Origin of the sequence: Selenomonas sp. WCT3 (genome assembly GCA_900100835.1) — a bacterium.
GTDB classification, from domain to species: Bacteria; Bacillota; Negativicutes; order Selenomonadales; family Selenomonadaceae; genus Selenomonas_A; species Selenomonas_A ruminantium_E.
This window is the reverse complement of record FNCM01000010.1, coordinates 37,186-61,883: the sequence shown is the minus strand read 5'-3', so window position 1 is coordinate 61,883 and position 24,698 is coordinate 37,186. Positions and strand designations below refer to the sequence as shown.

The window sequence follows — 24,698 nt, the reverse complement described above, 5'->3', positions numbered from 1 at the left end:
TTCTGGCCGGATGACATTTTCTAGGGAGAATGATATAATATAGGGATGTATGAATAAAAGATCAATCGAGGTGTTTATCCATGGAATTAGATATGGATGTAATGGTAAAACGTTTTAAGGACTACATCGGCTTTGACACGCAGTCTGATGAGGAAAATGACAAAGCTTGCCCCAGTACGCCGGGACAGATGGTCTTGTCGAAACATCTCGCTGAAGAATTGAAAGCTATTGGCCTTACGGAAGTGGATCTGGACAATCATGGTTATGTTATGGCGACGCTGCCGGCAAACGGAGCGGCGGATGCCCCGGTAGTTGGCTTTATCGCTCACGTGGATACGAGCCCGGATGCTGCTGGCGGTCCGATTAAACCGCAGATTGTCAAGGATTACGATGGCAAGGATATCGTTCTCAATGAAAATGGCCCCGTTGTGTTTTCCACGAAGGACTTTCCAGAGGTTCTCAAATATAAAGGCCAGGACATTATGTTTACCGATGGCACGACCCTTTTGGGGGCTGATGACAAAGCTGGGGTAACGGCTATCGTCAGTGCCATGGAGTATTTGGTAAATCATCCAGAAATCAGGCATGGCAAGATTCGCGTAGGCTTTACGCCGGATGAGGAGACGGGGCGCAGTGCCGACCGTTTCGATGTGGAAAAGTTTGGGGCTGATTTTGCTTACACCATCGACGGCGGAGAGCTGGGCGGCCTTGAGTATGAGAATTTCAATGCTGCCAATCCGGTCATTACCTTCCATGGGCGCAGCGTCCATACGGGAGATGCCAAGGGCAAGATGATTAATGCCATTACGCTGGCTGCGGAGTGGCAGCAGCTGCTGCCGGCTGGGGAAAAACCAGAGTATACGGAAGGTTACGAGGGCTTCTTCCATGTCTATAAGATAACCGGTGGCGTGGAACAGTGCACCATGAACATGCTGGTCCGCGATCACAGCCGTCAGAAATTTGAGCAGCGCAAGGCTTATTTAGACGACATGGCGGATTTCTTCAACAAGAAATATGGTGAAGGCACCGTGGAAGTGACACCCCATGACGTATATTTCAATATGTTAGAGAAAATCGAAGATGGCAATATGTATGTAGTGGAATTGGCTAAGCAGGCAATGGAAGCTGCAGGCGTTACGCCGGATGTGCAGCCAATCCGCGGTGGTACGGATGGCGCCCGGCTGTCCTTCATGGGGCTTCCCTGCCCGAATATCTTCACGGGTGGTGCCAACTTCCACGGCCGCTTTGAGTATTTGCCGCTGAACTCCCTCAAAAAGGCTGGGGAGACGGTTCTAGGCATTGCAGTTGGAGCGGCAGCGTTAAAGAAATAAGGAATCGTTATGAAAATTATCGATGCGCATTTTCATTTTGGCGATGATGCCTATTTTGATGTTATCGCCAAGGCCGCTGGCCATGAAAACAATAGTGGACACTTAATGGAACAGTATCGGATACATGGTATGGTTCATGGGATTGTCATGGGGAATCGACCTCTTTGGGATTTATCCCCGGATTATCCGCCCTTTGTGAGTTACTGCGCTGGCATTGACAGCCGGGAAGGCTTTGACCGGGCGACGATACGCCAGCAGGCCGCTTTGCTGGAACAGCATTTCCAGAATCCCCGATGTGTGGGATTAAAACTCTATCCAGGCTACAATTACTTCTATATCTATGAGGATTGTTTGAAGCCCTTCTATGAATTGGCGGAGAAATATGACAAGCCGGTAGCAGTTCATATGGGGCTGACGGCCACCAATAATGCCCTGCTGAAATACAGCCACCCGATGGTTATGGATGAGGCAGCGGTGAAGTTCCGCAAGGTGAATTTTGTCATGTGCCATTTCGGTGAGCCTTGGTTTGAAGATGCAGCAGCGGTAATGGAGAAAAATCCCAATGTCACGGCAGACCTGTCGGGGATTCTCACGGGAAAGATTCCCGATTTTGCCGCTTTTTGCCAAAAGAAGCAGTTCTATATTGAACGGATGAGGGGCTGGCTGGAATACCTGGAGTGTTACGACCGCTTCATGTTTGGCACCGATTGGCCCCTGGCAAATCTTGGCGATTATATCGCCTTTACCAAGGAGATTATCCCGGAGAAATATTGGGAAGCGGTATTCTATGAGAATGCCCTGCGCATCTATCGATTGAAATTGACGGAGAAGAATACAGTTCATTCATAAAGAGAAAGGAAAAAGGATAATTTATGGCTTTATTGGATATCAAAAAGGCAGGCGATCCGGTATTAAAAGAGGTCTGTGCGCCGGTGGAGAAAATCGACAAGCAGCTGAAAAAACTCCTGGATGATATGGCAGAAACCATGTATGAGAGCAATGGCGTTGGTATTGCTGCTCCGCAGGTGGGCAGGGCAATCCGTCTGGTGGTCATCGACTGTCAGGACGAACACGGTCTGCTGGAGCTCATCAATCCGGTTATTACCTTCCGCGAGGGGACGGAGACCGATACGGAGGGGTGTCTTTCGGTTCCCGATATTTATGGCGAAGTAGAGCGGGCTGCGAAGGTTAAGGTGGAATTTTTGAACCGCCGGGGAAAAAAGCAGCGCGTGACCGCAACGGGACTGCTGGCTCGCTGCATTCAGCATGAGCTTGACCACTTGGAGGGCCAGCTCTTTATTGATATCGCACAGAGCATTCATAGGGGGAATCAGGCTTGAAGAAGTTTCGCGTAGTATTTATGGGCACGCCGGAATTTGCTGTCCCGTGCCTTGAGGCACTGCATAAGGAATGCGAAGTTATCGGCGTCATTACGCAGCCGGATAAGCCGCGGGGGCGCGGGCAGAAACTCATGCCGTCGCCGGTAAAGGCTTGGGCGGTAGAACATGGTCTGGTGGTATACCAGCCGGAGAAAATCAAGACGGAGGAGTTTACGGCTAAGCTGGAAGAACTCAACCCGGACTTGATGGTAGTCGTTGCCTTTGGACAGATTTTATCCCAGCGCATTTTGGATATTCCGGAATACGGCTGCATCAACGTTCATGCCTCCCTTTTGCCGCGTTATCGTGGGGCGGCGCCCATGCAGTGGTGTGTCATCAACGGGGAAGAAAAAACCGGCGTGACCACCATGTTCATGGATGCCGGCCTCGATACGGGGGATATGTTGCTGAAAAAAGAGCTTCCCATTGGGCCGGATATGACCTTAGAGGAGGTTCATGACAGTCTTATGGCTATGGGAGCTGGCGTCCTCATGGATACGCTGGAGCAGCTTTCCAATGGCACTCTGGTGCGTACCCCTCAGACGGGAGAGTCGAACTATGCGCCCATGCTGACCAAGGAAACCGGGCATATTGACTGGTCAAAACCAGCCCAGGAGATTCACAATCTCGTCCGGGGCTTAAATTCCTGGCCGGGGGCTTTTACGGAAATGGATGATAAGAAATACAAAATCTGGCTGACGAAGTTGACGGGGCAGAAGGCTTCGGCGGTGCCGGGAACCATCGTCAAGGCCGACAAGAAGGAAGGCCTTTGGGTGGCTGCGGGGGACGAACTCTTGCAGATCGTGGAGCTTCAGGCACCGGGTAAGAAAAAGATGAAGGCTGCCGATTATCTTAATGGACATGGCATCAGCCTGCCGGCGGCTTTTGTTTGATGGGATTTTTACGATGAAGGGAAGCAGGAATTCTTTTCGGGTGAGATTTGTTGGAGGTAGACAATGACAGATCAATCCAAACAGAAAAAAAAGAAAATCGTGATCCCGGGGCGGCCGAAGAAGCGGTTGTTCCTCGGTATGCTGTCGCTGGCGGCGGTGCTGGCGGCGGCATTGCTCTACGGTATTTGGTATATTGCCAACCCGGGGCTTGCCAACATCGCAAAGGTGCTGCCGACTATTGTCGGCGGCATCTTTGCCGTCAGTGTGGTAATTTCGTGGCTGGGAATATTGAATATGGGATTGGCGGTGTCCGATTGGCCTTATCTGCCCCTTTTGCAGCGGCAGACCTACGAACTGGTCAATCTGTTATTTCCGGTGTCGGTGCGGCTGGCCAAGTTGTTTGGCATTAGTAAGCGCCGTTTGGAAGGTTCCTTTATCGCCACGAGTAACCGGATGTTTAACCGCATGGGGATTCGTGTGCCGGCCAATCGTCTGCTGGTGGTGACTCCCCATTGCCTGCAGCTGGCAACCTGTCCTCATAAGATTACCCGCGACCCGGGGAATTGCAAGCGTTGTGGCGGCTGTGATATCGGGGCTCTCGTGACCCTTTCAGAGGAAATGGGTTTTCACTTTTTTGTCGCTACAGGAGGCACGCTGGCCCGGCAAATCATTTATAAGATGCGGCCAAAGGCTGTGCTGGCCATTGCCTGTGAACGGGACCTTATGAGTGGCATTCAGGATGTATACCCACTGCCAGCAGTGGGGGTTCTAAACATCCGTCCCAATGGGCCGTGCTATAACACCCATGTGGACATCGAGGAAGTAAAAGCCCAGCTGGAAAAGATTATACTTCCTAAGGAAAAGGATTGAGAGCTAAATCCACAGAGGAGGATTTTATGGATAAAGCGCGTAATACCGCGGTTAGAATTTTACATGAGGTACACGAGAAGGGGGCCTATGCCAATGTGGCCCTGGCGCGGGAATTGCGCCGGGCAGACCTTTCGGATATGGACCGCCGTTTTGTGACGGAACTGGTTTACGGTGCCGTAAAGGCCGGTGATACGCTGGATTGGATTTTGCGCCGTTATGTGAACCGTCCCCTAAAGAAAATCGAGCCGATGGTCCGTGATATTTTGCGCCTGGGTATCTATCAGATTTTTTACCTCGATAAAGTGCCGGTTTCGGCAGCCTGCAATACGGCGGTGGAGCTGACAAAAAAGTACAGCAATATGGGTACGGCCAAGTTTGTCAATGCCGTGCTCCGCACCGCCGTGCGCGAACCGGAAAAGGCAACATTCCCCAGTGGCAAGGGGCACAGTGTGGAGGAATTGGCTCTTAAGAGCATGCACCCGTACTGGCTGGTAAAACGCTGGGTGAAGGAATTTGGCTTTCATGGTGCCAGAGATCTTTGTTTCTTTAACAATAGCGAGGCTCCATTGTCGGTGCGAACGAATACGCTAAAGGGCAGCCGCAAAGAATTGCAGGCAGCGCTGGTGCAGGCTGGAGCTGAGGCTAGCGAATCTGCCTGGACTCCGGAGGGCCTCATCATCACGAAACATGGTTCCCTGGATGACTTATTGCCCTTGCAGCAGGGTCTTTGTCAGGTTCAGGACGAAAGCTCCATGCTGGTGGCCCATGTGGTAGACCCGCAGCCTGGTGAGTTTATCATTGACTGTTGCAGCGCGCCCGGGGGCAAGACAACGCATCTGGCAGCGCTGATGCAGGACAAGGGCCGGATTGTCGCGGGGGATATCTACGAGCATAAATTGGCGCGCATTGAAGAGAATGCCGCGCGCCTGGGAATTTCGATTATCGAGACGGATCTGCTGGACGCCCGGGAGGTGGGGGAAGAATACCAGGCCATGGCTGACCGGGTTTTAGTGGATGCTCCCTGCTCGGGGCTGGGGGTACTGCGGCGGAAGCCCGATGCCCGTTGGAATAAGACGGCGGAGGAAATCGACGCTCTGCCGGCGCTGCAGTTGGAAATTCTTAAAAGTGCGGCCCAGGCTGTCAAGGACGGCGGTGTTTTGGTATACAGCACCTGCACCATTGAGCCCCAGGAAAACCAAGAAGTTGTAACGGCGTTTTTAGCAGAGAATCCGGAATTTTATTTGGAAAAAACCGGTTCCTTCCTGCCGGGAGAAAAGCGTGATGAGAAGATGATTCAGCTCTACCCCCAGGTGGATGGAACCGATGGATTCTTCATTGCCAGAATGCGGAGGAAATAATGATTGATATATTTGGCATGACCCTTGAGGAGCTGCAGGCGGTACTGGTGCCCTATAAGGTGCAGAAGTTCCGGGCAAAACAGATTGCCCAGTGGATGTACCAGCGCGGCGCCCGGGATTTTGCTGCGATGACGAATTTATCCCAAAAACTGCGGGAGGAGCTGGCCGAAGGCCTTTTCATCGGCCGGCCAAAAATCAAGGATCGGTTGGATTCTAAGGATGGTCATACCACCAAATTCCTGCTGGAATTTGCCGATGGAACTGCTGTGGAAACGGTGCTTATGCGTCAGCCCTATGGCAATAGCATCTGTGTTTCGACCCAGGCTGGCTGCAACATGGGGTGTGCATTTTGTGCTTCAACCCTGCATGGTATGGCCCGGGACCTTTCTAAGGGGGAAATCCTTGCCCAGGCCGTTACCATTGACGACATGCTGCGGGAAGAGGAAGACGGGGCCAAGGTGGATACGATGGTCATTATGGGGTCCGGAGAGCCACTGATGAATTACGACAACGTAATTGGCTTCTTGCGGCTCATCCATGAAGATTATACGCTGGGGATGGGCTATCGCAATATCACCCTGTCCACTTCGGGCATTGTCCCCAATATGCTGCAACTGGCGGAAGAGGGGATGCCTATATCCCTGTCGGTGTCGCTGCACGCGCCCAATCAGGAGCTTCGGTCCCAGATTATGCCCATTAACCGCAAGTATCCGTTACAGGACGTCATAGCGGCGGCCAAGAACTATGCGGATAAGACGAAGCGCCGGGTGACTTACGAGTACATTTTAATCGACCATTTAAACGATGGGGAAGAACAGGCTAGAGAACTTACGGCCTTGTTGAAGGGACAGCTGGCAAGCGTCAATCTCATCCCCATCAATCCGGTGGTGGAGCGCAATCTTATGCGTCCTTCCAAGGCGCGCATTGACTGGTTTGAGAAGTACCTTCGCGACCATCATGTCAATGTCACAGTCCGCCGGGAGATGGGCGTGGACATTCAGGCTGCCTGTGGACAGCTTCGCAACAAGCATCTCAAGGACAAGGCACCGGAAAATGAAACCTAGGCATTATAGTAGCTTTCTGCTATAATGGACAGAAGGAAAAAGGCGAAAACAAAGGAGTCTTATTTCATGGGAATTGGTAAGCTGGAATCTTTCCTCGAAGGACATATCGAGGGATTTTTCAATAAACGCTTCAGCAGTGACTTGGAGCTGGCAGAGCTTATGAAAGGCCTGGAAAAAGAAATCGGTCGCCAGGGCCGTGGCAAGGCGATGCATCTGGTACCGAACCGATATGTCTTTACGCTGGCGGAAGATGACTATCAGCGCTTTTGTGCCCAGCGGGTCATCGAGGAACTCTATAGTGCGGTGGAAAAGCAGGTTATTTTGCAGAATTATCGCATGGAAGGAAAGCTGCAGGTCAGCTGCCAGAAGGAAAAGGAAAGAATCAAGGGAACCTATGATTTGACCTCCCGCTATGAAGAAGATGATTCGGGCGGGACGAAGGAGGTTTCCTCCCAAACCATCGTGTTGGAACGGCCAGGTCTTTCAGCGTCTACTCCGCTGAATCTGCCCACTGAGCATAAAGTGGTTTCGCTCACCGTAATCGAAGGGGCAGACCTTGATGCTTATCTGGAATTTGGGGAAAAGCAAATCTACATCGGGCGGCGGGATAAGAACGAGTTTATCCTGACGGATGTTAATGCTTCGCGGCTCCATGCGTGGATTACCTATGAGGATCACCGTCACATCCTGCACGATGCGCAAAGCACCAATGGTACTTATGTTAATGGCAGGCGGATTGATACCCACTGTCTGGTGCCAGGGGATGAGATTCAGATAGGCTCAACGGTTTTAGTTTACGAGGTGATATGATTTGCCAACTATGGCGGTTATTTTAAAGGGTGTCCGGGTGGTGCTGGAGTATGGTATGCTGCTCTGGCTGTTGTGGTTTGCCCTTAAACTTTCGAAGAGAATGTTTCGCGAGGTGCGCAAGGAATCCATTCGGCAGCGCCGGCCGGAAACCAGCCAGAACGAAGCGGTGGTTTCGGTGGTGGAAGCCAATGAAGAAAATCTTGCCGGACGCCGGTTTGCGTTCAGTGAGCAGATTTCAATCGGCCGTGGCGAAGATAATGATATTATGATTCCAGAGGGATTTGTATCCCACCATCACGCCGTCATCTATCAGCATGGCAGCCAGTATGTCATTGAGGATCTTGGCAGCGTGAACCATACATATGTGAATGATCAGGTGCTCCAAGGCAGAGCCTATATTAAGTCGGGGGATATTGTCCGCATCGGCATGGTCGCACTGAGATTCGAGAGGTGAGCAGATGATTCAGGTATATGAGGCTACCGATGTTGGCCTGGTGCGAAAAGGCAACGAGGACAGTGCGGATGTATTTGAACCGGCAACTTATGTGGTTGCCGATGGCATGGGCGGTCACGTGGCAGGTGAAGTTGCCAGCCGCATGCTGGTAGATAGTGTACGGCGGAAACTGACCGGTACAGCAGCCATCGGGGAGGATGCGTTGTGCGAGGCAATTCTGGCTGGCAATCAAGCAATCCTGGAAAGTGAGAAAGACCATCCCGATTATAAGGGCATGGGCACGACGGCAACGGTCATGCATATTGAGGGAAATGAAGCTTGCTGGGCTCATGTCGGTGACAGCCGTCTTTATCTGCTGCGGGGCGGTGAGATGAAGCAGGTGACCCGGGATCACTCTTATGTGGAAGAACTGGTAGCCGAAGGAACGATTACGGAGGAAGAGGCCAAGGTTCATCCCAAGCGCAACTTCCTGACCCGGGCTGTAGGAGTACAGCCGGATCTTACGGTGGATTCGGGGCACTTTGCCTTAGAACCCCAGGATGTCTTGATGCTGGCCACCGATGGCCTCATGAAACTGGTGGAGGATGAAGAAATCCGTCAGGTGCTGGCATCTTCGCCGAAAGACCCGGCCAAGGAACTGGTGACGCGGGCACTTAATGCCGGCGGCAATGATAATGTTACGGTAATTGTGGTGGTGTACAATTCATGAAGAACTGGGGATTAATGGCAGCTCCGCTGGGCATCGTCCTCTTCGGCATGAGCGTGCTTTATTTGAAAATGAATCCGGGCGGTTCTAAACTTACGGCAGAAGTTCTTCAGGGACCGCTTAATTATGTGCCATGGCTGGCCGCGGTGATACTTTTGGCCTTGTTTATTCAGGCTGTTATCATCAAGCGACGGGAGGATACCTTCCTGTTTCCTATTGTGCTGACCCTTTGCAGTGTCGGCATTGTGGAAATCGCCCGCTTAAAGCCGGCCCTTTTGGTCCGCCAGCTGCAATGGCTTTGCGTGGCCATGGTGGTGATGATTTTAGTGCTGAGGTTCTGGGGGCGCATCCGGCGCATGCTGGGGTATCCTTATTTGTTGGGGGTGGCCTGCATATTCCTGCTTGGGCTGCCACTGCTATTTGGTACGGAAATCGGCGGCAGCAAGAACTGGTTGGTCTTGGGACCAATTTCGATTCAGCCGTCAGAGTTTGGCAAGATATTGATTGTCTTTTTCTTGGCCGCGTATTTGTCAGACCACCGGCGCGTATTGACGCTTCCGGCCCATCGCATCTTTTTGCTGCAGCTGCCGCCATTGCGCTTTATTGCTCCCCTCATCTGCATTTGGGGGATGGCGGTCTTGATGTTTGTCGTGGAGAAGGACTTGGGATCAGCCCTGCTGTTCTTCGGCATGGCGGTGCTCATGACCTATATGGCTACGGGCAGCAAATCCTATGTTTTTTTGGCCATGGCGTTTATGGGGGTGGCCGCGGCTGCCAGCTATGCTGCTTTTGGCCATGTGCGGGTGCGCTTTGACATTTGGCTGAACCCTTGGCAGGACCCAAACGGTATGGCTTATCAGGTCGTGCAGTCGCTGTTTGCCTTTGGCACAGGCGGCATTTGGGGCACGGGCTTTGGCTATGGACATCCGGGCTTTATCCCTGAGGTTCATACGGATTTCATCTTTGCGGCAATTGCCGAAGAGATGGGGCTTATTGCGACCATGATGTTGATGACTTGCTATGTGCTATTTTTCTGGCGCGGCATAAAGACAGCCCTTTCCTGCCGCAAGGAAAAGGAAGTGCTGCTGGCAGCAGGCTGCTGTTCCCTGATGCTTTTGCAGGCCTTTATCATCATCGCTGGAGTCACGAAGTTTTTGCCACTGACTGGCATCACGCTGCCCTTTATCAGTTATGGCGGCAGCTCGATGGTTTCCAGTTTTGTGCTGCTGGGACTTTTAATTTCATTATCAAAGGAGCAGGAACATGGCTGATTGGAAAATCAAGCGGCAAATCCTGCAGGCGGCATCGTTTTTACTGGTGCTGACAGGTCTTTTGACCGCATATATTATCTATCTGTCCACTTGGGAGGCCGACAGTTTGGCCAATAATTCCCTGAACATGCGCGGGGCGGCGGCCCGGGCGGATATCCGCCGGGGGGCTATCCTCGATGCCAAGGGGAGAGTCCTGGCCCAGAATCGGGCCGATGGCAGCCGCAGTTACCCCATGGGGGAATCCATGGCGGCAGTTACTGGCTATAATGGCGAAAAAATCGGCAGCGCTGGGGTGGAAGGTCATGCCAACCGGGAACTATTAGGGCTTTCCGATGATTTAAGCCATTTAGGCCCGGCATCCCAGTTGTTTCAGTCGGAACAGGGCAATGATGTTAAGCTAACCATTGAATCTGATGCGCAGCAGGCGGCCTATGATGGCCTAGATGGCCGCAAAGGGGCCGTGGTGGTACTCGATGCGGAAACGGGAGCAGTGCTGGCCATGGTCAGCTCCCCCTCCTATGACCCCAACGATATAGAGGCCAATTGGCAGGCTCTTTCCAAGCAGGCCGATGGAGCCCTTTTAAACCGTGCCGTTCAGGGCATGTATCCGCCGGGGTCGACCATCAAGCCCATGATTGCAGATGCCGCTTTGACGGAAGGGGTGACCAATGAGCAGGAAATTTTTGACTGCTCGGGGACGCTGGACGTTGGAGCTGGTGAGACCATTCGGGAGAGCCATGGCGAGGTTCATGGCAAAGTGAACTTGCGCAAGGCCCTTACCGAGTCCTGCAACGTGACTTTCGGTACCTTGGGGATGCGCCTGGGGGATGAGAAACTCAAGAAATCCTTTGAGCGCTTTGGTTTCGACAAGGAGCTGGGGGGCGAAGTCCTCATGGAGGGCTCCCATCTGCCAGCCTTTGGCAAATTGGGCAATGGCGATTTGGCCCAGATCGGTATCGGTCAAAGTTCCCTGCTGGTCACTCCCATGCACATGGCTTTGATGGCGGCTGCTTTTGCCAATGGCGGTGTGGTCATGAAACCCTATTTGGTTCAGCAGGTCATTACGCCGGGGGGCACGGTGATTCAGGATACACGCCCCACCAAATGGCTGACGGCTACGACGCCGACGATGGCTGCCAAGATTGACAGTTTCATGGAGGATGTTGTTACCAAGGGAACGGGCCGGGCTGCTCAGGTTAGCGGCGTGCGGGTAACCGGTAAGACTGGTACCGCAGAGAATGCCGCTGGTGAAGACCATGCCTGGTTCATTGGTTCAGCCGAGCTTCGTAACCGCCGCATTGTTTTTGCCATCATCGTTGAAAATGGCGGTAGTGGCGGAACCCAGGCGGCACCGATTGCCCGCAAGGTAATCCTGTCCCTGCAGAATTAACCGGCAGGGATTTCTGATACTATATCTTTAACTAGGAGGAACATGAATGATACAGCGTGTCTTAGATCAGCGCTACGAGCTGCAGGAGCAGATTGGCGGCGGCGGTATGGCCGACGTTTACAAAGCAAATGACCTGCTCCTTAACCGGCCGGTAGCCGTTAAAATCCTGCATGATCAATTCAAGAGCGATACCGAATTTATCGATAAATTTAATCGTGAAGCTCAGGCTGCCGCCCGCCTGTCCCACCCGAATATTGTCAACATTTACGACGTCGGGGTGATGGATGGGGCGCATTACATTGTCATGGAATATGTTCCGGGCCGGACCTTAAAGGATAAAATCAAGCAGGAAGGGCATTTATCGGTGGCGGAGGCCCTGACTGTTGCCAAGGGGATTGCCAGTGCGCTGGCTCATGCCCATGCCAACAATCTCGTTCATTGCGATATTAAGCCTCACAATATCTTGATGATGCCGGACGGCAGTGCCAAGGTGGCCGATTTTGGCATTGCCCGTGCCGTTACGGAATCCACTATGACCTATACGGGGAATGTGGTGGGGTCGGTCCACTACTTCTCCCCCGAGCAGGCCAAGGGCACGATGATTACGCCGAAATCCGATGTTTACGCCTTGGGGGTTGTGCTCTATGAAATGCTTACGGGTTCCCTGCCCTTTACGGGGGAAACGCCGGTCAGTGTGGCCATGAAGCACTTGCAGGAGGAGCCGGTGCCAGTTCGTCAGCTTGATCCGTCAATTCCGCCAGTGGTAGAGGCAATTGTTGCCCGGGCTATGAGTAAAGACCCGGCCATGCGTCCGGATGCTTCGGAAATCGTCAAGGATATCCAGCAGGCCGAGCAGATGGTGAGCAGCGGCATGGGATATGCAGCTGCTCAGCCGGATCCCTTTGCTACCCAGGTATTGCCCCGGATGGATGAGCCAATGGCTTCCATGTCATCGCGACGGGATATGCGCAGCATGCCTTCAGGCTATGATTACGATGAGCCGGAACCAGAAAGTTCGGTGTTCAAATCGAAAAAATTCATTGCCGGCCTTATCCTGGTACTGTTCATGGGCTTCTTTGTGGGGGCTTTTCTGAGCTATGGCAAGTTCTGGAGCACCGAGGAAGTCATTGTGCCAGATGTTACGGGTAAGCAGATGACCCTGGCCCGTCAGATTCTTGAGGACAAGAAACTGCGGGTCAATGTGGTGGAGACCTTTGATGCCAGTGTTCCCGCGGGCACCGTTGTGTCCCAGGACCCGGAGGGGGGCGCTAGGGTAAAAGAGGAACGCCTCATTACCATCCACGTCAGCAAGGGCGGGGAAAGTTTGGAAATGCCAGACCTCAAGGGCCTCAATAAATCCGATGCCGAGGCAAAACTCAAGAAAATGGGCCTTAAAGTCGGCTCGGTCTATGAGCGAAACTCCGATGAAGAGGCGGGGACGGTAATCGCTACGGACCCGAAGGCTGGCAGTAAGATTACCAAGGGGCAGAGCGTTGATATCACGGTGAGCAAGGGCAAAAAAGAAACCAAGAACACCGTACCGGATGTAACGAACCTGCAGGTGGAGGGCGCGAAAGCCGCCTTGACCAGTGCGGGCTTTAAAGTCAGTGTGACGAAAGAAGAGAGCTCGAAAGCGGCTGGCACGGTTATCAGTCAGACCCCGGCAGGCGGCAGCTCGGTAACAGCTGGTTCCACCATCACGCTGGTGGTGGCAGAACCCAAGAAATCCAGCAGCAAGGAACCTGGCAAAGATAACGGAAAACAGGAGCAGGATAATCCGTCGGTATCCCGTAACGGTGAGGGCTCCAAGAGCCGCTAATCAATCGTAACTGTTTAGAAAAAGGAGCGTTCATGCAAGAAGGTCGAGTTATAAAGGCATATAACAGTTTTTTCTATGTGCTGGCAGAAGGGCCGGAAGGACCGGAAATGGTTACCTGCAAGCTGCGGGGGAAGTTCAAAAAGACCCGGCGCAGCGCTGGCGTTGTTCCAGGGGATTTGGTTCGCATCAATCGCTTGCCCGATGGCAGCGGGGTTGTGGAAGAGCAGCTTCCCCGTCAGAGCCTATTGAAACGTCCGGCGGTTGCCAATATATCCCAGGTGGTGCTGACCTTTGCTGCAGCCCAGCCTGACCTTCACCCGCTGCTCTTGAATCGGTTTTTGGTTCTGGCGGAGTGGTCCGGGATTCCGAAGATTGTCATCTGTGTGAACAAGCAGGACCTCTACGAAGGGGATATTTCCGCGTTCCTCAAGGAGTATGAAGCCATCGGGTATAAGGTGCTGCGGGTTTCCGCCGAGGAAAACCAGGGCATTGACTCCCTGCGTCAGTGCCTTTCCGGCGAAGTGACGGTTTTTGCCGGACCTTCCGGTGTTGGCAAGTCGTCCCTTCTCAATCGCATTGATGTGGGGTTGGCCTTGCAGACTGGTCAGGTCAGTGAAAAGATAAAGCGCGGCCGTCATACCACCCGGGTAGCCGAATTGCTTGCCTATGGGGATGGCTTTATCGTGGATACACCGGGCTTTAGTGCCATGGAATTAACGGAGCTGGACATTCAGGAACTGCCGGGCTATTTCCCCGAGTTCCGTCCATATCTTTCGGCCTGCCGCTTTGCTCCCTGCAGTCATACCCATGAGCCGGACTGTGCCATAAAGCAGGCGGTGGCTGCTGGCGACATTACCCAGGAACGCTATGACGCTTATGTGAATATTTACGAAGAAATCAAAGAGAATCAAAAGATTGCGCGAAAGAAGGAATATAAATGATTAAGATTGCACCTTCCATTCTGTCGGCGGACTTTGCTCATCTGGCAGATGAGGTAAAAAAAGTCACCGATGCTGGGGCAGAATACGTTCATATCGATGTAATGGATGGCACCTTCGTGCCGAACATCACGCTGGGGTCGCCGGTGGTCAAAAGCCTGCGCAAAACCTCCCAGGCGGTGTTTGATGTTCATCTGATGACGGAACATCCGGAAACGCAGATTGAGGCTTTTGCTGAGGCTGGTGCCGATAGTATCACCTTCCATGTGGAGGCAGCGAAACATCATCACCGCATCATCCAGCAGATTAAGGCCGCTGGCTGCAAAGCCGGTATTGCCCTCAATCCGGGAACGTCCTTAGCCATGATTGAAGAACTTATTGCCGACCTGGATATGGTTCTTATCATGACGGTCAATCCGGGGTTTGGCGGTCAGAAGTTCATTCAGTCCCAGCTCGAGAAGATTCATATGCTCTACCATACGATTCAGGATATGGGCTTTACCTGCGACATTGAGGTAGATGGCGGTATCAATGCGGAGACCAGCAAACTGGTTCGTGAGGCTGGTGCCAATGTCTTGGTAGCTGGTTCGGCTGTCTATGGTGCCGATGATGTCAGCGAGGCAATCAAGGCGATTCGCGGTTGATTCGGTCAGTGAGGAAAGCGGATATGCAGGATGTACAAAACCGGGAAGATGCCCGGGGGATTGCCATACAGCGCGTCGGAATCAAGGACGCCCATTTGCCATTCCTGATCAAAACAAAAGAAGGCGGGTTCCAGCAGGTGTTGGCCCGCATACGCTTCACGGTAGCTTTGCCCAGCGAATACAAGGGAACGCATATGAGCCGTTTCTTGGAAATCCTCATGCCTTGGAGTCAGAAGCCATTAGCTGAGCCGGAGATGGACAAGATGCTGATGGAGGCTTTGGATCGGTTGGATGCAAAGTCGGCAGAGGTGGAGCTTAACTTTAAATACTTCGTGGAAAAGACTGCTCCGGTCAGCGGACGGAAATCGGTACTGGATTTGGACTGTTGTTTTATGGGCCGGAAAGAGCGGGGCGGCGAGTTGGAATTTCAGCTGGGGGTCGAGGTACCCTTTACCTCCTTATGCCCCTGCAGTAAGGAAATTTCCCAGTATGGAGCTCATAATCAGCGTTCGGTAGCCCGGATTCAGCTGCGGTTTCAAAAGGGTGTGGAGTGTATCTATATCGAGGATTTGGCAGAACTGGTGGAAAAGCAGGGTTCTTCGCCAATCTATCCGCTGCTGAAGCGTGAAGATGAAAAATTTGTCACGGAAGCAGCTTATGAGAATCCGAAATTTGTTGAAGATATTCTTCGCGATACCGTGCTGGTCATGCGCGGGCTGGAGGGGCTGGCTTGGTTCTCCGTAGAATGTGAGAACTATGAATCCATCCACAATCACAGCGCGTATGCTTCGCATGAGGAAACGTTGGCTTGATGAAAAGCTATCCTAAGGGACGGTTTGCATGAATAAATTTTATAAGCGGTTTGTGTTTTTGATTTTGCTGGTGCTGGTTATTTCTGGCATCGTCATTTATTCGACGGTGGATATCAATACCTTGCAAAATCTGGACAAGTTTCAGCCGTGGTCGATTGTATTGGCGGTGCTGGCAGTCAGTCTTGGCATGTTTTTTGATGGCAGCCGCTTGATGCATATGGTAAAAATTTCAAATGAGAAAATAACCCTGTACCAGGCGGTACAGGTGGTATTTGGCAATTACTTTCTGGCATTGTTGACGCCAGGCGCAACCGGCGGGGCGGTGGCTCAGCTGATGTTCCTGCGTCATGCCGGCGTACCAACGGGAAAGGCAACGGTACTGGTCATTGTGCGTACCCTGTTGTCGATTTTTTTCCTGGTACTTTGTATGCCATTTATATTCCTGCACGATGAGGGGATTCTGCCCGGCGTGTCCAATACCACGTTGATGGGGATTACCCTTACGGCCTTTGTGGTCATTTTGGTCATCGTCATCGGTGCCCGCCGTGGGTATCTCGATTACGTGGTGATGAAGGTTACTAAAGGCATGAAGAATCAGCGCCGCCGCAAGGTGTTTGCCTTCTATCGCGATACCAAGTGTGCCATTAGCCTGTTGTCGAAGGCGCCTAAGTGCATGCTGCTGGTATTTGCCGAGTCGGGCTTGAATCTTTTGTGCATCTATGCCATCGTGCCCTGCCTGCTCTTAGGACTTGGGGTAACCGATGCCGATTGGTATACGGTAATGGGGCGTATGATTTTCTTGAATATGCTGCTCTATTTCACGCCGACGCCTGGAGGTTCCGGGGTGGCGGAAGGTGGTTTCGTCTATCTGTTCAGCGAAACGGTGCCGGCAGGTACCGTGGGGATAATTGCCGTATGCTGGCGGCTTATCGCCGAATACATTCCCTTTCTGATTGGCTTGTATTACACGCTGACTGTATTTGGCCGCGACTTCCTGAATCGGCAGTTGAATAAGTAAAAAATGCCTTCTTCTGGAGAAGAAGGCATTCTGTTTATAGGAAAGATGAGAAGGTGAGCCCATGGAAAAGAAACTGCGCAGTGGGTATACGACTGGCGCTTGCGCAGCAGCTGGCGTAAAGGCCGCTCTGCTTTACGAAGCCGGTGAAAGTTGGCAGGTGGTGGAGCTTACGGCATTGGATGGAACGCAGCTTACCATCCCGATAAAAGGGGTGCAGGAAACCGATGGCGGCTTGTTGGCTGAGGTGGTGAAATTTTCCGGTGATGACCCGGACATTACCAATGGTGTTTCGGTCTTTACCTTGACCCGTCATTTGACCGGTCAAAAACCAGCGTTGGTTTTTAAAGCTGGGCAGGGCATTGGCACGGTGACGAAGCCAGGCTTGTCCGTGCCGGTGGGGGAACCTTCCATTAATCCCGGACCGCGGCAGTTAATCCGCAATGTGGTATCGGAGGTGCTGGGGCGAGAAGACGTGCCCTTGGAGGTGACCATCTCCATTCCTGCCGGGGTGGAACTTGCCAAGCAGACACTGAATCCGATTCTCGGCGTTGAGGGTGGGCTTTCGGTTATTGGCACCACCGGGGTATTGCGGCCTATGTCGGAGGAGGGCTTTAAGAATTCCTTGGTGCCGCAAATTGATGTGGCGAAGGCCGCAGGTTTTCGTGAGCTGATATTCGTTCCAGGCAAGATCGGCGAGCGGATTGCTACGGCTTGGAAGCTGCCCCGGGCGGCTATGGTGCAGACCAGCAACTTTATCGGCTTTATGCTCGATGCGGCGGCGGAGCGCCAGGTGGAGAAAGTGCTGCTCTTTGGCCATATTGGTAAGCTCAGCAAAGTGGCCGCCGGTGTTTTTTATACCCACAACCGCATCGCCGATGGACGGCTCGAGACCATGGCCGCTTATGCTGCAGCGGCCGGCTTAAGCCAGGAAAAGGTGCAGCAGTTGCTGGCCGCCAATACCACCGAAGATGCGCTAGTGGTGTTAGAACAGGCGGGACTAAAGGAAAGGGTTTGCCGGACGCTGGCCAAGCGGGCCAGCGCCAGGGCAGAGCGCTATCTGTTTGGAAAAATGAAAGTTGGAACGGTTATGGTAACTTTGCAGGGTAAGTTATTGGGGATGGATGATACGGCCAGAGAAATTGGGGAGGCATTTGGATGGAACATACCGGAGTAGTGCATAAGATTATTGTTGCTGGAATTGGTCCGGGCAATCCGGATTATCTGGTACCAGCCGCCTGCAAGGCAATTGCCGGGGCAAAAGCCCTGGTGGGAGGTCGGCGGGCACTGGCCCAATATGCGGCCAGCGATGGTGCCGGGCAACATATCATGGCGGTGACCCGGGACATTGAGGCCGTGATGGCCTTTATCCAAGAAGAACTCCATGAACGTGATGTGGTGGTCATGGTGTCGGGAGATCCTGGCTATTATTCGTTGCTGGATGCGATTAAGCGAAAATTTCCGTCAGAGTGCATCCGGGTTATTCCGGGAATTAGTGCCATGCAGCTGGCCTTTGCCCGAATGAATCTTCCCTGGCATGATGCTCGCTTGGTGAGCTTCCATGGGCGTCAGCCGGAACGATCGGCCCTTTTGTATCAGAAGGGGGCAGTTATGGGCATGTTGACCGATGCGAAATTCACCTCGCGAACGATACCACTCATTTTGATGGAATGCGGCTGGCCTGGGGAGGCAAAGCTTCACATTTGCACGCGGCTGTCCTATGACGATGAAAAGGTAGTGACCATACGGCTTAGGGAGGCAGAAAACTATCCCGAGGCGAAAAACGGCATTTTGCTTGTGGAAGGTTAATCCTCGGCAATTAAAAAAAAGGTCCATTGACTCTTGGCTCGAGTCAATGGACCTTTCTTTTTGGGGAATGAGAAGAAGTGCTTATCCTCAAAAATCAATATTTGTGGAACATTTCCTGGATGGCTTTTAGGTCGTGGGTCTTAGTCAAAGCCAGCTGCAGTAGGATACGGCATTTCTGTGGGTTTAAGGAATCGCCGTCGATGAAATGCTCGTCGATGTAGGACTGCTCGGCGGGGATGACGGAACCGGAAACAAGGCGCGTGCTGCGGACGACGACAATGCCCGCTTCGCTGGCTTTGGCCAGAGCTTTTTCGGCGTCCTTATGGACGGAGCCATTGCCCGTACCCGCATAGACGATGCCTTTTACACCAGCTTTGATGGCGGCGTCGACAAACAGTGCATCGTCATTAGCCGTGCCGTAGATGACTTTGACATAGGGGAGCTTGTCGAGTTTTGACACGTCAAATTCTGACTTAACCGTGTTGAGTCTGGTGGTCTGGCCATAGAACTCAGGGATTCCGTCGTTAACTACGCCAAGGGATCCAAACAGTGGAGACTGGAAGGTGTTGACGGAAGTAGTATTCGTCTTGGTGACATTGCGGGCTGCATCAATCTGGTCATTGAGCGCCACCAGCACCCCGCGGCCGGCGGATTTTTTGTCGGCTGCGATGCGAACGGCATTCAGAAGATTCATCGGGCCATCGGCGCTGATGGCGGTAGCCGGACGCATGGCACCGGTAATGACTACTGGTTTATTGCTCTTAACCGTAAGGTTCAGGAAGTAAGCCGTTTCTTCCAGCGTATCGGTGCCATGGGTGATAACAATGCCATCAACTTTTTTATCGCTAAGCAGTGCATTGCAGCGTTTTGCCAGTTTGAGCCAGATATCATCGGTCATATCTTTGCTGTCGATGCTGCAAATCTGCTCTCCGGACAAGTCCGCGTAATTCTTGGCTTCGGGAACGGCATTTAATAACGTATCGATGCCGAGGGCACCGGCCTTATAACCGGTGGTCTTGGTGTCCGAAGCAGCACTTCCGGCAATCGTTCCCCCGGTTGCCAGAACTTTGACATCTGGTTTGTCGGCAGCACCAGCATACCCTTGGCCGCTGACCATCATAGCGGCCAACATCATGGCCACCAATGGACGTTTCATTTTCATACACAACACCCTTTCTGATAATAAGTTTTTATTATGAACCCATAAATAATTTTAGTTGGCGACTACAAAAAACTATAAAATGTTACAAGAATACTACAAAATATATTTGAAAGGGATAAGACCTGGGATAAAGTGTTAATAATGTTTTACAATTAGTAAACTTATTAATAACTTATTGGTTGACAATTAATTATGAGAGTCGTATGCTAATGTCTGTAGGTTTATTTCGATTAGGAGATGTTGTTTATGAAAAAACTCAAGCTGCGGGAAATGATAATCTGTGCCCTTTTCATTGCCCTGATTACTATCGGCACCTTTGTGCGGATTCCGGTGGGAACCGATGTCTACACGCTGCAGTTTTTGTTTACGCTGCTGGCTGGGCTTATATTGGGAGCCCGTTTAGGAGCTGTGGCCGTAATAGCATATATTGTATTGGGGCTCATGGGGGTTCCAGTGTTCGCCTCAGGTGGTGGCCCGGCCTATGTATTGCAGCCCACCTTTGGTTATCTGTTAGGCTTTGTGTGGCAGGCCTGGTTCTGCGGGAAATTTTCGCGAAAACTCCGCAAGCGTTCTTTTCCCTCTCTGCTGGTCGTGAATTTCGGGGGAATGGTCATTGTCTATTTGCTAGGAATCAGCTGGTTTTATTTCTTTTCCAATTATGTGGTGGATGCTCCGATTGCCCTTTGGGCTGCTATTTTTTACTGCGGTATATTGCAGGCTGGTCCAGATTTTCTTCTCTGCATGGCTGCGGCAGGGCTGGCCTTGCGCTGCTACCGTGCGGGTCTTTGGCTGATGGAGGATCAGACTGTCCGTGAAACCAGCGAAGCGGCAAGGGAGGCGTGAGCATGGGAAAGGCGTTATTCATTACGGGAACAGGAACGGATATTGGCAAGACCTATGTAACGGCATTGATTGTCAAAAAGCTTCGGGATGCGGGGCTAAATGGCGGCTACTATAAAGCCGCCCTGTCAGGAGCCGTTCGCGATGAAGGAGGAGAACTTCAGCCAGGGGATGCGCTTTATGTCAAAAAAGTGGCTGGTATTGGCGAAGAAGCATCCAATCTCGTCTCGTACATTTATGAAGAGGCCGTTTCGCCCCACTTGGCCGCGAAGATCAATAGGGAACCCATCAACTTTGGACGGGTGGAAACCGATTATCGCCGGGCCAAGGAGAAATATGAATACTTGACAATGGAGGGCAGCGGCGGTATCATCTGTCCCCTTCGCTGGGATGAGTCGCAGCATATGGTTCTAGATGATTTGGTAAAGCACTTGAACCTTGGCGTGCTGATTGTGGCCGATGCGGGACTAGGAACCATCAATAGTGCGGTGCTCACGATTGAACACCTGCGGGCAAGGGGGATTCCTATACGGGGGATTGTCTTTAACAACTATCTTCCTCAGGACATCATGCAGGAGGATAATGCTAGGATGATTGAGGAAATGACGGGGGTTAAGGTATTGGCCTATGTAAAAAAAGGCGATAGAGACCTCGACATTCGGGTCGAGGTGTTGAAAGGACTATACGAATAAGAGGGAGAAACATGCAGAAGACATTAGAAGAGCGGGATTTGGCTTTGATTTGGCATCCCTGTTCCCAGATGAAAGATTATGAGACTCTGCCGCCCATGGTCATCGACCATGGCGAAGGCGTATGGCTGTATGATATTTACGGCAAGAAATATTTGGATATCGTCAGTTCCTGGTGGGCAAATCTTTTGGGCCATTGCAATCGGGAAATCAATGCAGGAATAAAAGAACAGCTGGATAAGCTGGAACACGTTATTTTTGCCAATTTTAGCCATAAGCCTGCCATCGAACTGGCTGAGCAGTTAAATGAAATAACCCCGCCAAGAATCCAGAAGTTTCATTTCAATGACAACGGCTCGGCGGCGGTAGAATGTGCGCTGAAAATGGCGTTTCAATTCTATCAGCAGGGAGGAAAGCCCGAGAAAAAACGCTTCATGTGCCTCACGGAAGGCTATCATGGGGAAACCATCGGGGCGCTTTCCGTGGGGAGTTTGGACCTCTATGCAAAGCTATACCAGCCGATGATGATGGATAACATCCATATTGAAGCTCCGGACTGTTATCGCTGTCCTTATGGCAAGACGCGGGAATGCTGTCAGTGTGAATGCTTTGAAAAGGCGGAGACGGCTTTTGCCGCGCATGGTCATGAGACGGCGGCCATGATTGCGGAGCCTTTGCTGCAGGGAAGTGCCGGCATGCGCATTTATCCGCCGCTTTACCTGAAGAAACTGCGCGCGCTATGTGATAAATACGATGTGAAGCTGATTCTTGATGAGATTGCTACGGGCTTTGGCCGCACGGGAACAATGTTTGCCTGCGAGCAGGCCGGTATCAGTCCGGATATTATGTGCATTTCCAAAGGGCTTACAGGCGGATACCTGCCGATGTCGGTGACCTGTGTCAGCGAAGAGATTTATGACGCCTTTTATGCGGATTACAGTGAAGGCCGGGCGTTTATGCACAGTCATACCTATGCAGGCAATCCTTTGGGGTGTGCGGCAGCGCTGGCCGTGCAGAAAATTTTCCGCGAGCAGCAGGTGCTGGAAACGGCAGGCGAAAATGCGAAGTGGCTGACGGTTGAGATGGAAAAAGCCTTTGGCCATCACAAAAATGTTGGAGAAATCCGTCACATCGGCTTGATTCACGCCATTGAACTTGTCCAAAATCCGGAAAGCAAAGAACCGTTTGCCGAGGCAAAGCGCACGGGCTATGCCATTTATAAAAAGGCGTTGCAGTATGGCTTAGTGCTGCGGCCGCTAGGGGATGTGCTTTACTTCAATCCGCCGCTCAATATAACGCGGGAAGAACTCACGTTAGCCATTGAAATGGCGCAGCAGGCCATGGTGGATATACTGGGAAAATGAGGAGACATTTTGCCCAAGCATTGAGGTTTAAGGGGGAATCTGCTAAGATTAGCACAGAGTAATATGTTGGGCAAGTAATGGAGGTCTTCGGATGAATTATTTGGGAATTGATGATGAGGCTTTTATCCGCAAGAATGTGCCGATGACAAAACAGGAGATTCGCATTTTGAGTTTGGCTAAGGCGCGGATTAAACCGGATGCTGTGGTTTACGATATTGGAGCCGGTACGGGGTCGCTGTCGGTGGAGGCAGCGCGGTTAGCACCCCAGGGGACGGTTTACGCCTTGGAACGCAATCCGGAGGGAGTCGCTCTTATTCGGGCTAACGCTGCTAACTTTATGGTTTCCAATGTGGTGGTCAAGGAAGCCGAGGCTCCCGCTGGCATCGATACGCTTCCCGATGTCGATACGGTATTGATTGGCGGCAGTGGCAGTAGACTTGAGGAGATTCTCGATGCCGTAACGCCAAAGCTCAAACCGGAGGGGCGCATTGTGTTAAACTGCATTACGGTGCAGACCTTGATGCAGGGAATTGATTATATGCGCCAGCATGCTGACGTTTATGAGTATGAAGCGATACAGGTGCAGGTGAGCCGCTTGAAGTCCATTGGCTCCTACGATATGGCGAAGGCCGAGAATCCGATTTACATTGTGACTTGTTGGAAAAAGTAATCGGAAAGAATTTGACAATAAACAGCAGTAATGCTACCATAGAAAACGTGAGTTATCACCAGTAAATCAAATAGGGAAAATCAGGTGTCGAAAGACTTAATAGGGAAGCCGGAGAGCAAGATGCCGGCGCGGTCCCGCCACTGTAACAGCGAGTGAATCTGCATAAGGTACGTCACTGGGAGATGGGTGCATCTTTTGGGAAGGCGCAGAGGAACGATGACCTGGAGCCAGGAGAACTGCCTGATTACAATCACCGTAGATCTACGAAGGATGGGGAGGGGATTGATGTCTGTCAACTGTTATCAGGTGACGGGCTGTTTTTGTGTGGAATATCAGACCCTTTCAGTATATGGAAGGGTCTTTTTGTGTGCGTGAAAAAGGGAGGAATGAGTTTGTCCGAGCTGATGATAAAGAAATTATGGAAAGCTGCCGCTTTATGTATTCTGGTGGCGGCAATTTGCACGGGCTGCAAGGGGATGGAACTAGGGGCAAGGGCCGGGGGAACCGCCTATACCGTTACGGATAAGCAGGGAACGGTGGTGGAAATGCCAGCTAAACCTCATCGCATTTTGACCCTTTCGATGAGCACGGATGAAATCGTGTTGGGCTTAGTAAAGCCTGACCATATGGTGGCGGTCAATCAGATGTTGGATGACCCGATAAGTTCCAATGTCGTGAGCTTGGCCCAGCAGGTGGAGACGAAAGTCCGAAATCCATCGGTGGAAGAAATCGCGGCACTGCAGCCGGATTTGGTCATCGTGCCGGACTGGGGGGACGTGACAAGGGTCCAGTCTCTGCGCGACCTAGGGATTAAAGTGGTGGTCTGTAAAGGGGCGAAAAATCTCGAAGAGGTCCAGGAAACGGTAAGGCTGATTGCCCAGGCAGTCGGTGAGCCAGACCGAGGGGAAAAGCTTATCGGTAAGATGGATAGCAAGCTGGCTGAGATACAGGCGAAGGTGGCAAAGATACCAGAAGCGGAACGAAAATCCGTGGTCTTGATATCGCTGATGAAATCCTATGGCGGGATTGGCTGTTCCTTTGACGATGCCTGTCAATACGCCGGAGTAAAGAATGGTATGGCAAAATTGGATATTCATAACGGGCAGGCGATGACCAAAGAGCAGTTGGTGGCCATCAATCCGGATTATCTGTTTTTGCCAACCTATACGAATCACGGTAAATACGATATCGAAAAATTCCGGGCGGGGTATTTGGAAGATCCGGCGCTAAAATCGTTAAAGGCGATACGCAACAATGGACTGCGTGACCCCTATGAGGGCTATCTATATAATTGTTCACAGGATTTTGTCTTTGGGGTTCAGGAAATTGCCTATCAGGTATACGGTGATGACTTCAAACAAGATAAAACAGAGCATTTGACAGCAGTAGATGAGTAATGGAGAGAAATAG

General features: G+C 51.9%; 25 protein-coding genes and 1 riboswitch. Of the genes, 24 read left to right on the top strand and 1 reads right to left on the bottom strand.

Translation table 11 applies throughout. The annotated features are described in order from the left end of the window. Window positions 1-80 precede the first annotated feature (80 nt). The 19 genes from pepT (at window position 81) to cbiE (ending at window position 18,563) form a co-directional block, all read left to right on the top strand. Window positions 81-1,331: a peptidase T gene (gene pepT / locus BLQ36_RS09670; protein ID WP_074515398.1), complete on the top strand. Its 1,251-nt coding sequence runs from the start codon at window positions 81-83 to the stop codon at window positions 1,329-1,331. Window positions 1,332-1,340: 9 nt separating this feature from the next. Then, a complete protein-coding gene (locus BLQ36_RS09665; RefSeq protein WP_074515397.1) occupies window positions 1,341-2,180 on the top strand; it encodes an amidohydrolase family protein in 840 nt (279 codons plus the stop codon). Between the two features lie 23 nt (window positions 2,181-2,203). Further along, complete coding sequence (gene def, locus BLQ36_RS09660; protein ID WP_074515396.1) at window positions 2,204-2,671, top strand: peptide deformylase; 468 nt, start codon at window positions 2,204-2,206, stop codon at window positions 2,669-2,671. Further along, window positions 2,668-3,603 (top strand): methionyl-tRNA formyltransferase, encoded by a 936-nt coding sequence (gene fmt, locus BLQ36_RS09655; protein WP_074515395.1) that lies wholly within the window; start codon window positions 2,668-2,670, stop codon window positions 3,601-3,603. The genes def and fmt overlap by 4 nt, the downstream gene beginning before the upstream one ends. Window positions 3,604-3,666: 63 nt before the next feature. After that, on the top strand, window positions 3,667-4,473 hold the full coding sequence (locus tag BLQ36_RS09650) for a DUF116 domain-containing protein (RefSeq protein WP_074515394.1): 807 nt from the start codon (window positions 3,667-3,669) through the stop codon (window positions 4,471-4,473). Between the two features lie 26 nt (window positions 4,474-4,499). Next, window positions 4,500-5,831, top strand: coding sequence for a 16S rRNA (cytosine(967)-C(5))-methyltransferase RsmB (gene rsmB / locus BLQ36_RS09645; protein ID WP_074515393.1), 1,332 nt, complete (start codon window positions 4,500-4,502; stop codon window positions 5,829-5,831). Continuing rightward, window positions 5,831-6,895, top strand: coding sequence for a 23S rRNA (adenine(2503)-C(2))-methyltransferase RlmN (rlmN, locus tag BLQ36_RS09640; protein WP_081342304.1), 1,065 nt, complete (start codon window positions 5,831-5,833; stop codon window positions 6,893-6,895). The genes rsmB and rlmN overlap by 1 nt, the downstream gene beginning before the upstream one ends. Before the next feature lie 66 nt (window positions 6,896-6,961). Then, on the top strand, window positions 6,962-7,705 hold the full coding sequence (locus BLQ36_RS09635) for an FhaA domain-containing protein (RefSeq protein ID WP_074515392.1): 744 nt from the start codon (window positions 6,962-6,964) through the stop codon (window positions 7,703-7,705). A gap of 10 nt (window positions 7,706-7,715) precedes the next feature. Further along, the gene (locus BLQ36_RS09630; RefSeq protein ID WP_081342306.1) at window positions 7,716-8,159 is read left to right on the top strand and encodes an FHA domain-containing protein; all 444 of its coding nucleotides are present in this window, start codon (window positions 7,716-7,718) and stop codon (window positions 8,157-8,159) included. Window positions 8,160-8,163: 4 nt separating this feature from the next. Then, on the top strand, window positions 8,164-8,868 hold the full coding sequence (locus tag BLQ36_RS09625; RefSeq protein ID WP_074515390.1) for a Stp1/IreP family PP2C-type Ser/Thr phosphatase: 705 nt from the start codon (window positions 8,164-8,166) through the stop codon (window positions 8,866-8,868). After that, window positions 8,865-10,136, top strand: coding sequence for an FtsW/RodA/SpoVE family cell cycle protein (locus BLQ36_RS09620; RefSeq protein ID WP_074515389.1), 1,272 nt, complete (start codon window positions 8,865-8,867; stop codon window positions 10,134-10,136). The genes BLQ36_RS09625 and BLQ36_RS09620 overlap by 4 nt, the downstream gene beginning before the upstream one ends. Further along, on the top strand, window positions 10,129-11,526 hold the full coding sequence (locus BLQ36_RS09615) for a peptidoglycan D,D-transpeptidase FtsI family protein (protein WP_074515388.1): 1,398 nt from the start codon (window positions 10,129-10,131) through the stop codon (window positions 11,524-11,526). Before BLQ36_RS09620 ends, BLQ36_RS09615 begins: the two co-directional genes overlap by 8 nt. Window positions 11,527-11,572: 46 nt before the next feature. After that, a complete protein-coding gene (gene pknB / locus BLQ36_RS09610) occupies window positions 11,573-13,345 on the top strand; it encodes a Stk1 family PASTA domain-containing Ser/Thr kinase (protein WP_074515387.1) in 1,773 nt (590 codons plus the stop codon). 32 nt (window positions 13,346-13,377) lie between these two features. Continuing rightward, entirely contained in the window at window positions 13,378-14,286 is a 909-nt protein-coding gene (gene rsgA / locus BLQ36_RS09605) for a ribosome small subunit-dependent GTPase A (RefSeq protein WP_074515386.1), read from the top strand. Further along, on the top strand, window positions 14,283-14,927 hold the full coding sequence (rpe, locus tag BLQ36_RS09600; protein ID WP_074515385.1) for a ribulose-phosphate 3-epimerase: 645 nt from the start codon (window positions 14,283-14,285) through the stop codon (window positions 14,925-14,927). Before rsgA ends, rpe begins: the two co-directional genes overlap by 4 nt. Window positions 14,928-14,950: 23 nt before the next feature. Further along, window positions 14,951-15,739 carry a GTP cyclohydrolase FolE2 gene (gene folE2, locus BLQ36_RS09595; protein WP_074515384.1) on the top strand — a complete coding sequence of 263 codons (789 nt, stop codon included), beginning with the start codon at window positions 14,951-14,953 and terminating at the stop codon, window positions 15,737-15,739. 28 nt (window positions 15,740-15,767) lie between these two features. Further along, the gene (locus BLQ36_RS09590; RefSeq protein ID WP_074515383.1) at window positions 15,768-16,757 is read left to right on the top strand and encodes a lysylphosphatidylglycerol synthase transmembrane domain-containing protein; all 990 of its coding nucleotides are present in this window, start codon (window positions 15,768-15,770) and stop codon (window positions 16,755-16,757) included. A 61-nt stretch (window positions 16,758-16,818) separates the two neighbouring features. Beyond that, the gene (gene cbiD, locus BLQ36_RS09585; protein ID WP_074515382.1) at window positions 16,819-17,931 is read left to right on the top strand and encodes a cobalt-precorrin-5B (C(1))-methyltransferase CbiD; all 1,113 of its coding nucleotides are present in this window, start codon (window positions 16,819-16,821) and stop codon (window positions 17,929-17,931) included. Beyond that, window positions 17,913-18,563 (top strand): precorrin-6y C5,15-methyltransferase (decarboxylating) subunit CbiE, encoded by a 651-nt coding sequence (gene cbiE, locus BLQ36_RS09580; RefSeq protein ID WP_074515381.1) that lies wholly within the window; start codon window positions 17,913-17,915, stop codon window positions 18,561-18,563. The genes cbiD and cbiE overlap by 19 nt, the downstream gene beginning before the upstream one ends. Window positions 18,564-18,657: 94 nt before the next feature. On the opposite strand, the gene BLQ36_RS09575 is transcribed toward cbiE, so the two are convergent. Beyond that, window positions 18,658-19,725 (bottom strand): type II asparaginase, encoded by a 1,068-nt coding sequence (locus tag BLQ36_RS09575; protein ID WP_074515380.1) that lies wholly within the window; start codon window positions 19,723-19,725, stop codon window positions 18,658-18,660. 246 nt (window positions 19,726-19,971) lie between these two features. Here BLQ36_RS09575 and BLQ36_RS09570 point away from each other — a divergent pair, with 246 nt between their 5' ends. The 5 genes from BLQ36_RS09570 (at window position 19,972) to BLQ36_RS09550 (ending at window position 24,685) form a co-directional block, all read left to right on the top strand. After that, a complete protein-coding gene (locus BLQ36_RS09570) occupies window positions 19,972-20,568 on the top strand; it encodes a biotin transporter BioY (RefSeq protein WP_074515379.1) in 597 nt (198 codons plus the stop codon). A 2-nt stretch (window positions 20,569-20,570) separates the two neighbouring features. Beyond that, the gene (bioD, locus tag BLQ36_RS09565) at window positions 20,571-21,257 is read left to right on the top strand and encodes a dethiobiotin synthase (protein ID WP_074515378.1); all 687 of its coding nucleotides are present in this window, start codon (window positions 20,571-20,573) and stop codon (window positions 21,255-21,257) included. 11 nt (window positions 21,258-21,268) lie between these two features. Beyond that, window positions 21,269-22,618, top strand: a complete 1,350-nt coding sequence (gene bioA / locus BLQ36_RS09560; protein ID WP_074515377.1) for an adenosylmethionine--8-amino-7-oxononanoate transaminase — start codon at window positions 21,269-21,271, stop codon at window positions 22,616-22,618. Window positions 22,619-22,709: 91 nt separating this feature from the next. Continuing rightward, on the top strand, window positions 22,710-23,288 hold the full coding sequence (gene cbiT, locus BLQ36_RS09555; protein ID WP_074515376.1) for a precorrin-6Y C5,15-methyltransferase (decarboxylating) subunit CbiT: 579 nt from the start codon (window positions 22,710-22,712) through the stop codon (window positions 23,286-23,288). 65 nt (window positions 23,289-23,353) lie between these two features. Continuing rightward, window positions 23,354-23,547, top strand: a riboswitch (cobalamin riboswitch). A gap of 145 nt (window positions 23,548-23,692) precedes the next feature. Beyond that, window positions 23,693-24,685, top strand: a complete 993-nt coding sequence (locus tag BLQ36_RS09550) for an ABC transporter substrate-binding protein (protein WP_074515417.1) — start codon at window positions 23,693-23,695, stop codon at window positions 24,683-24,685. Window positions 24,686-24,698: the final 13 nt, after the last annotated feature.

Excerpts from the sequence above, each read along its gene's own strand:
- pepT (WP_074515398.1), top strand. The coding sequence starts at position 81 with ATGGAATTAGATATGGATGTAATGGTAAAACGTTTTAAGGACTACATC.
- BLQ36_RS09665 (WP_074515397.1), top strand. The coding sequence starts at position 1,341 with ATGAAAATTATCGATGCGCATTTTCATTTTGGCGATGATGCCTATTTT.
- def (WP_074515396.1), top strand. The coding sequence starts at position 2,204 with ATGGCTTTATTGGATATCAAAAAGGCAGGCGATCCGGTATTAAAAGAG.
- BLQ36_RS09650 (WP_074515394.1), top strand. The coding sequence starts at position 3,667 with ATGACAGATCAATCCAAACAGAAAAAAAAGAAAATCGTGATCCCGGGG.
- rsmB (WP_074515393.1), top strand. The coding sequence starts at position 4,500 with ATGGATAAAGCGCGTAATACCGCGGTTAGAATTTTACATGAGGTACAC.
- rlmN (WP_081342304.1), top strand. The coding sequence starts at position 5,831 with ATGATTGATATATTTGGCATGACCCTTGAGGAGCTGCAGGCGGTACTG.
- BLQ36_RS09635 (WP_074515392.1), top strand. The coding sequence starts at position 6,962 with ATGGGAATTGGTAAGCTGGAATCTTTCCTCGAAGGACATATCGAGGGA.
- BLQ36_RS09630 (WP_081342306.1), top strand. The coding sequence starts at position 7,716 with ATGGCGGTTATTTTAAAGGGTGTCCGGGTGGTGCTGGAGTATGGTATG.
- BLQ36_RS09625 (WP_074515390.1), top strand. The coding sequence starts at position 8,164 with ATGATTCAGGTATATGAGGCTACCGATGTTGGCCTGGTGCGAAAAGGC.
- BLQ36_RS09620 (WP_074515389.1), top strand. The coding sequence starts at position 8,865 with ATGAAGAACTGGGGATTAATGGCAGCTCCGCTGGGCATCGTCCTCTTC.
- BLQ36_RS09615 (WP_074515388.1), top strand. The coding sequence starts at position 10,129 with ATGGCTGATTGGAAAATCAAGCGGCAAATCCTGCAGGCGGCATCGTTT.
- pknB (WP_074515387.1), top strand. The coding sequence starts at position 11,573 with ATGATACAGCGTGTCTTAGATCAGCGCTACGAGCTGCAGGAGCAGATT.
- rsgA (WP_074515386.1), top strand. The coding sequence starts at position 13,378 with ATGCAAGAAGGTCGAGTTATAAAGGCATATAACAGTTTTTTCTATGTG.
- rpe (WP_074515385.1), top strand. The coding sequence starts at position 14,283 with ATGATTAAGATTGCACCTTCCATTCTGTCGGCGGACTTTGCTCATCTG.
- folE2 (WP_074515384.1), top strand. The coding sequence starts at position 14,951 with ATGCAGGATGTACAAAACCGGGAAGATGCCCGGGGGATTGCCATACAG.
- BLQ36_RS09590 (WP_074515383.1), top strand. The coding sequence starts at position 15,768 with ATGAATAAATTTTATAAGCGGTTTGTGTTTTTGATTTTGCTGGTGCTG.
- cbiD (WP_074515382.1), top strand. The coding sequence starts at position 16,819 with ATGGAAAAGAAACTGCGCAGTGGGTATACGACTGGCGCTTGCGCAGCA.
- cbiE (WP_074515381.1), top strand. The coding sequence starts at position 17,913 with ATGGAACATACCGGAGTAGTGCATAAGATTATTGTTGCTGGAATTGGT.
- BLQ36_RS09575 (WP_074515380.1), bottom strand. The coding sequence starts at position 19,725 with ATGAAAATGAAACGTCCATTGGTGGCCATGATGTTGGCCGCTATGATG.
- BLQ36_RS09570 (WP_074515379.1), top strand. The coding sequence starts at position 19,972 with ATGAAAAAACTCAAGCTGCGGGAAATGATAATCTGTGCCCTTTTCATT.
- bioD (WP_074515378.1), top strand. The coding sequence starts at position 20,571 with ATGGGAAAGGCGTTATTCATTACGGGAACAGGAACGGATATTGGCAAG.
- bioA (WP_074515377.1), top strand. The coding sequence starts at position 21,269 with ATGCAGAAGACATTAGAAGAGCGGGATTTGGCTTTGATTTGGCATCCC.
- cbiT (WP_074515376.1), top strand. The coding sequence starts at position 22,710 with ATGAATTATTTGGGAATTGATGATGAGGCTTTTATCCGCAAGAATGTG.
- BLQ36_RS09550 (WP_074515417.1), top strand. The coding sequence starts at position 23,693 with ATGATAAAGAAATTATGGAAAGCTGCCGCTTTATGTATTCTGGTGGCG.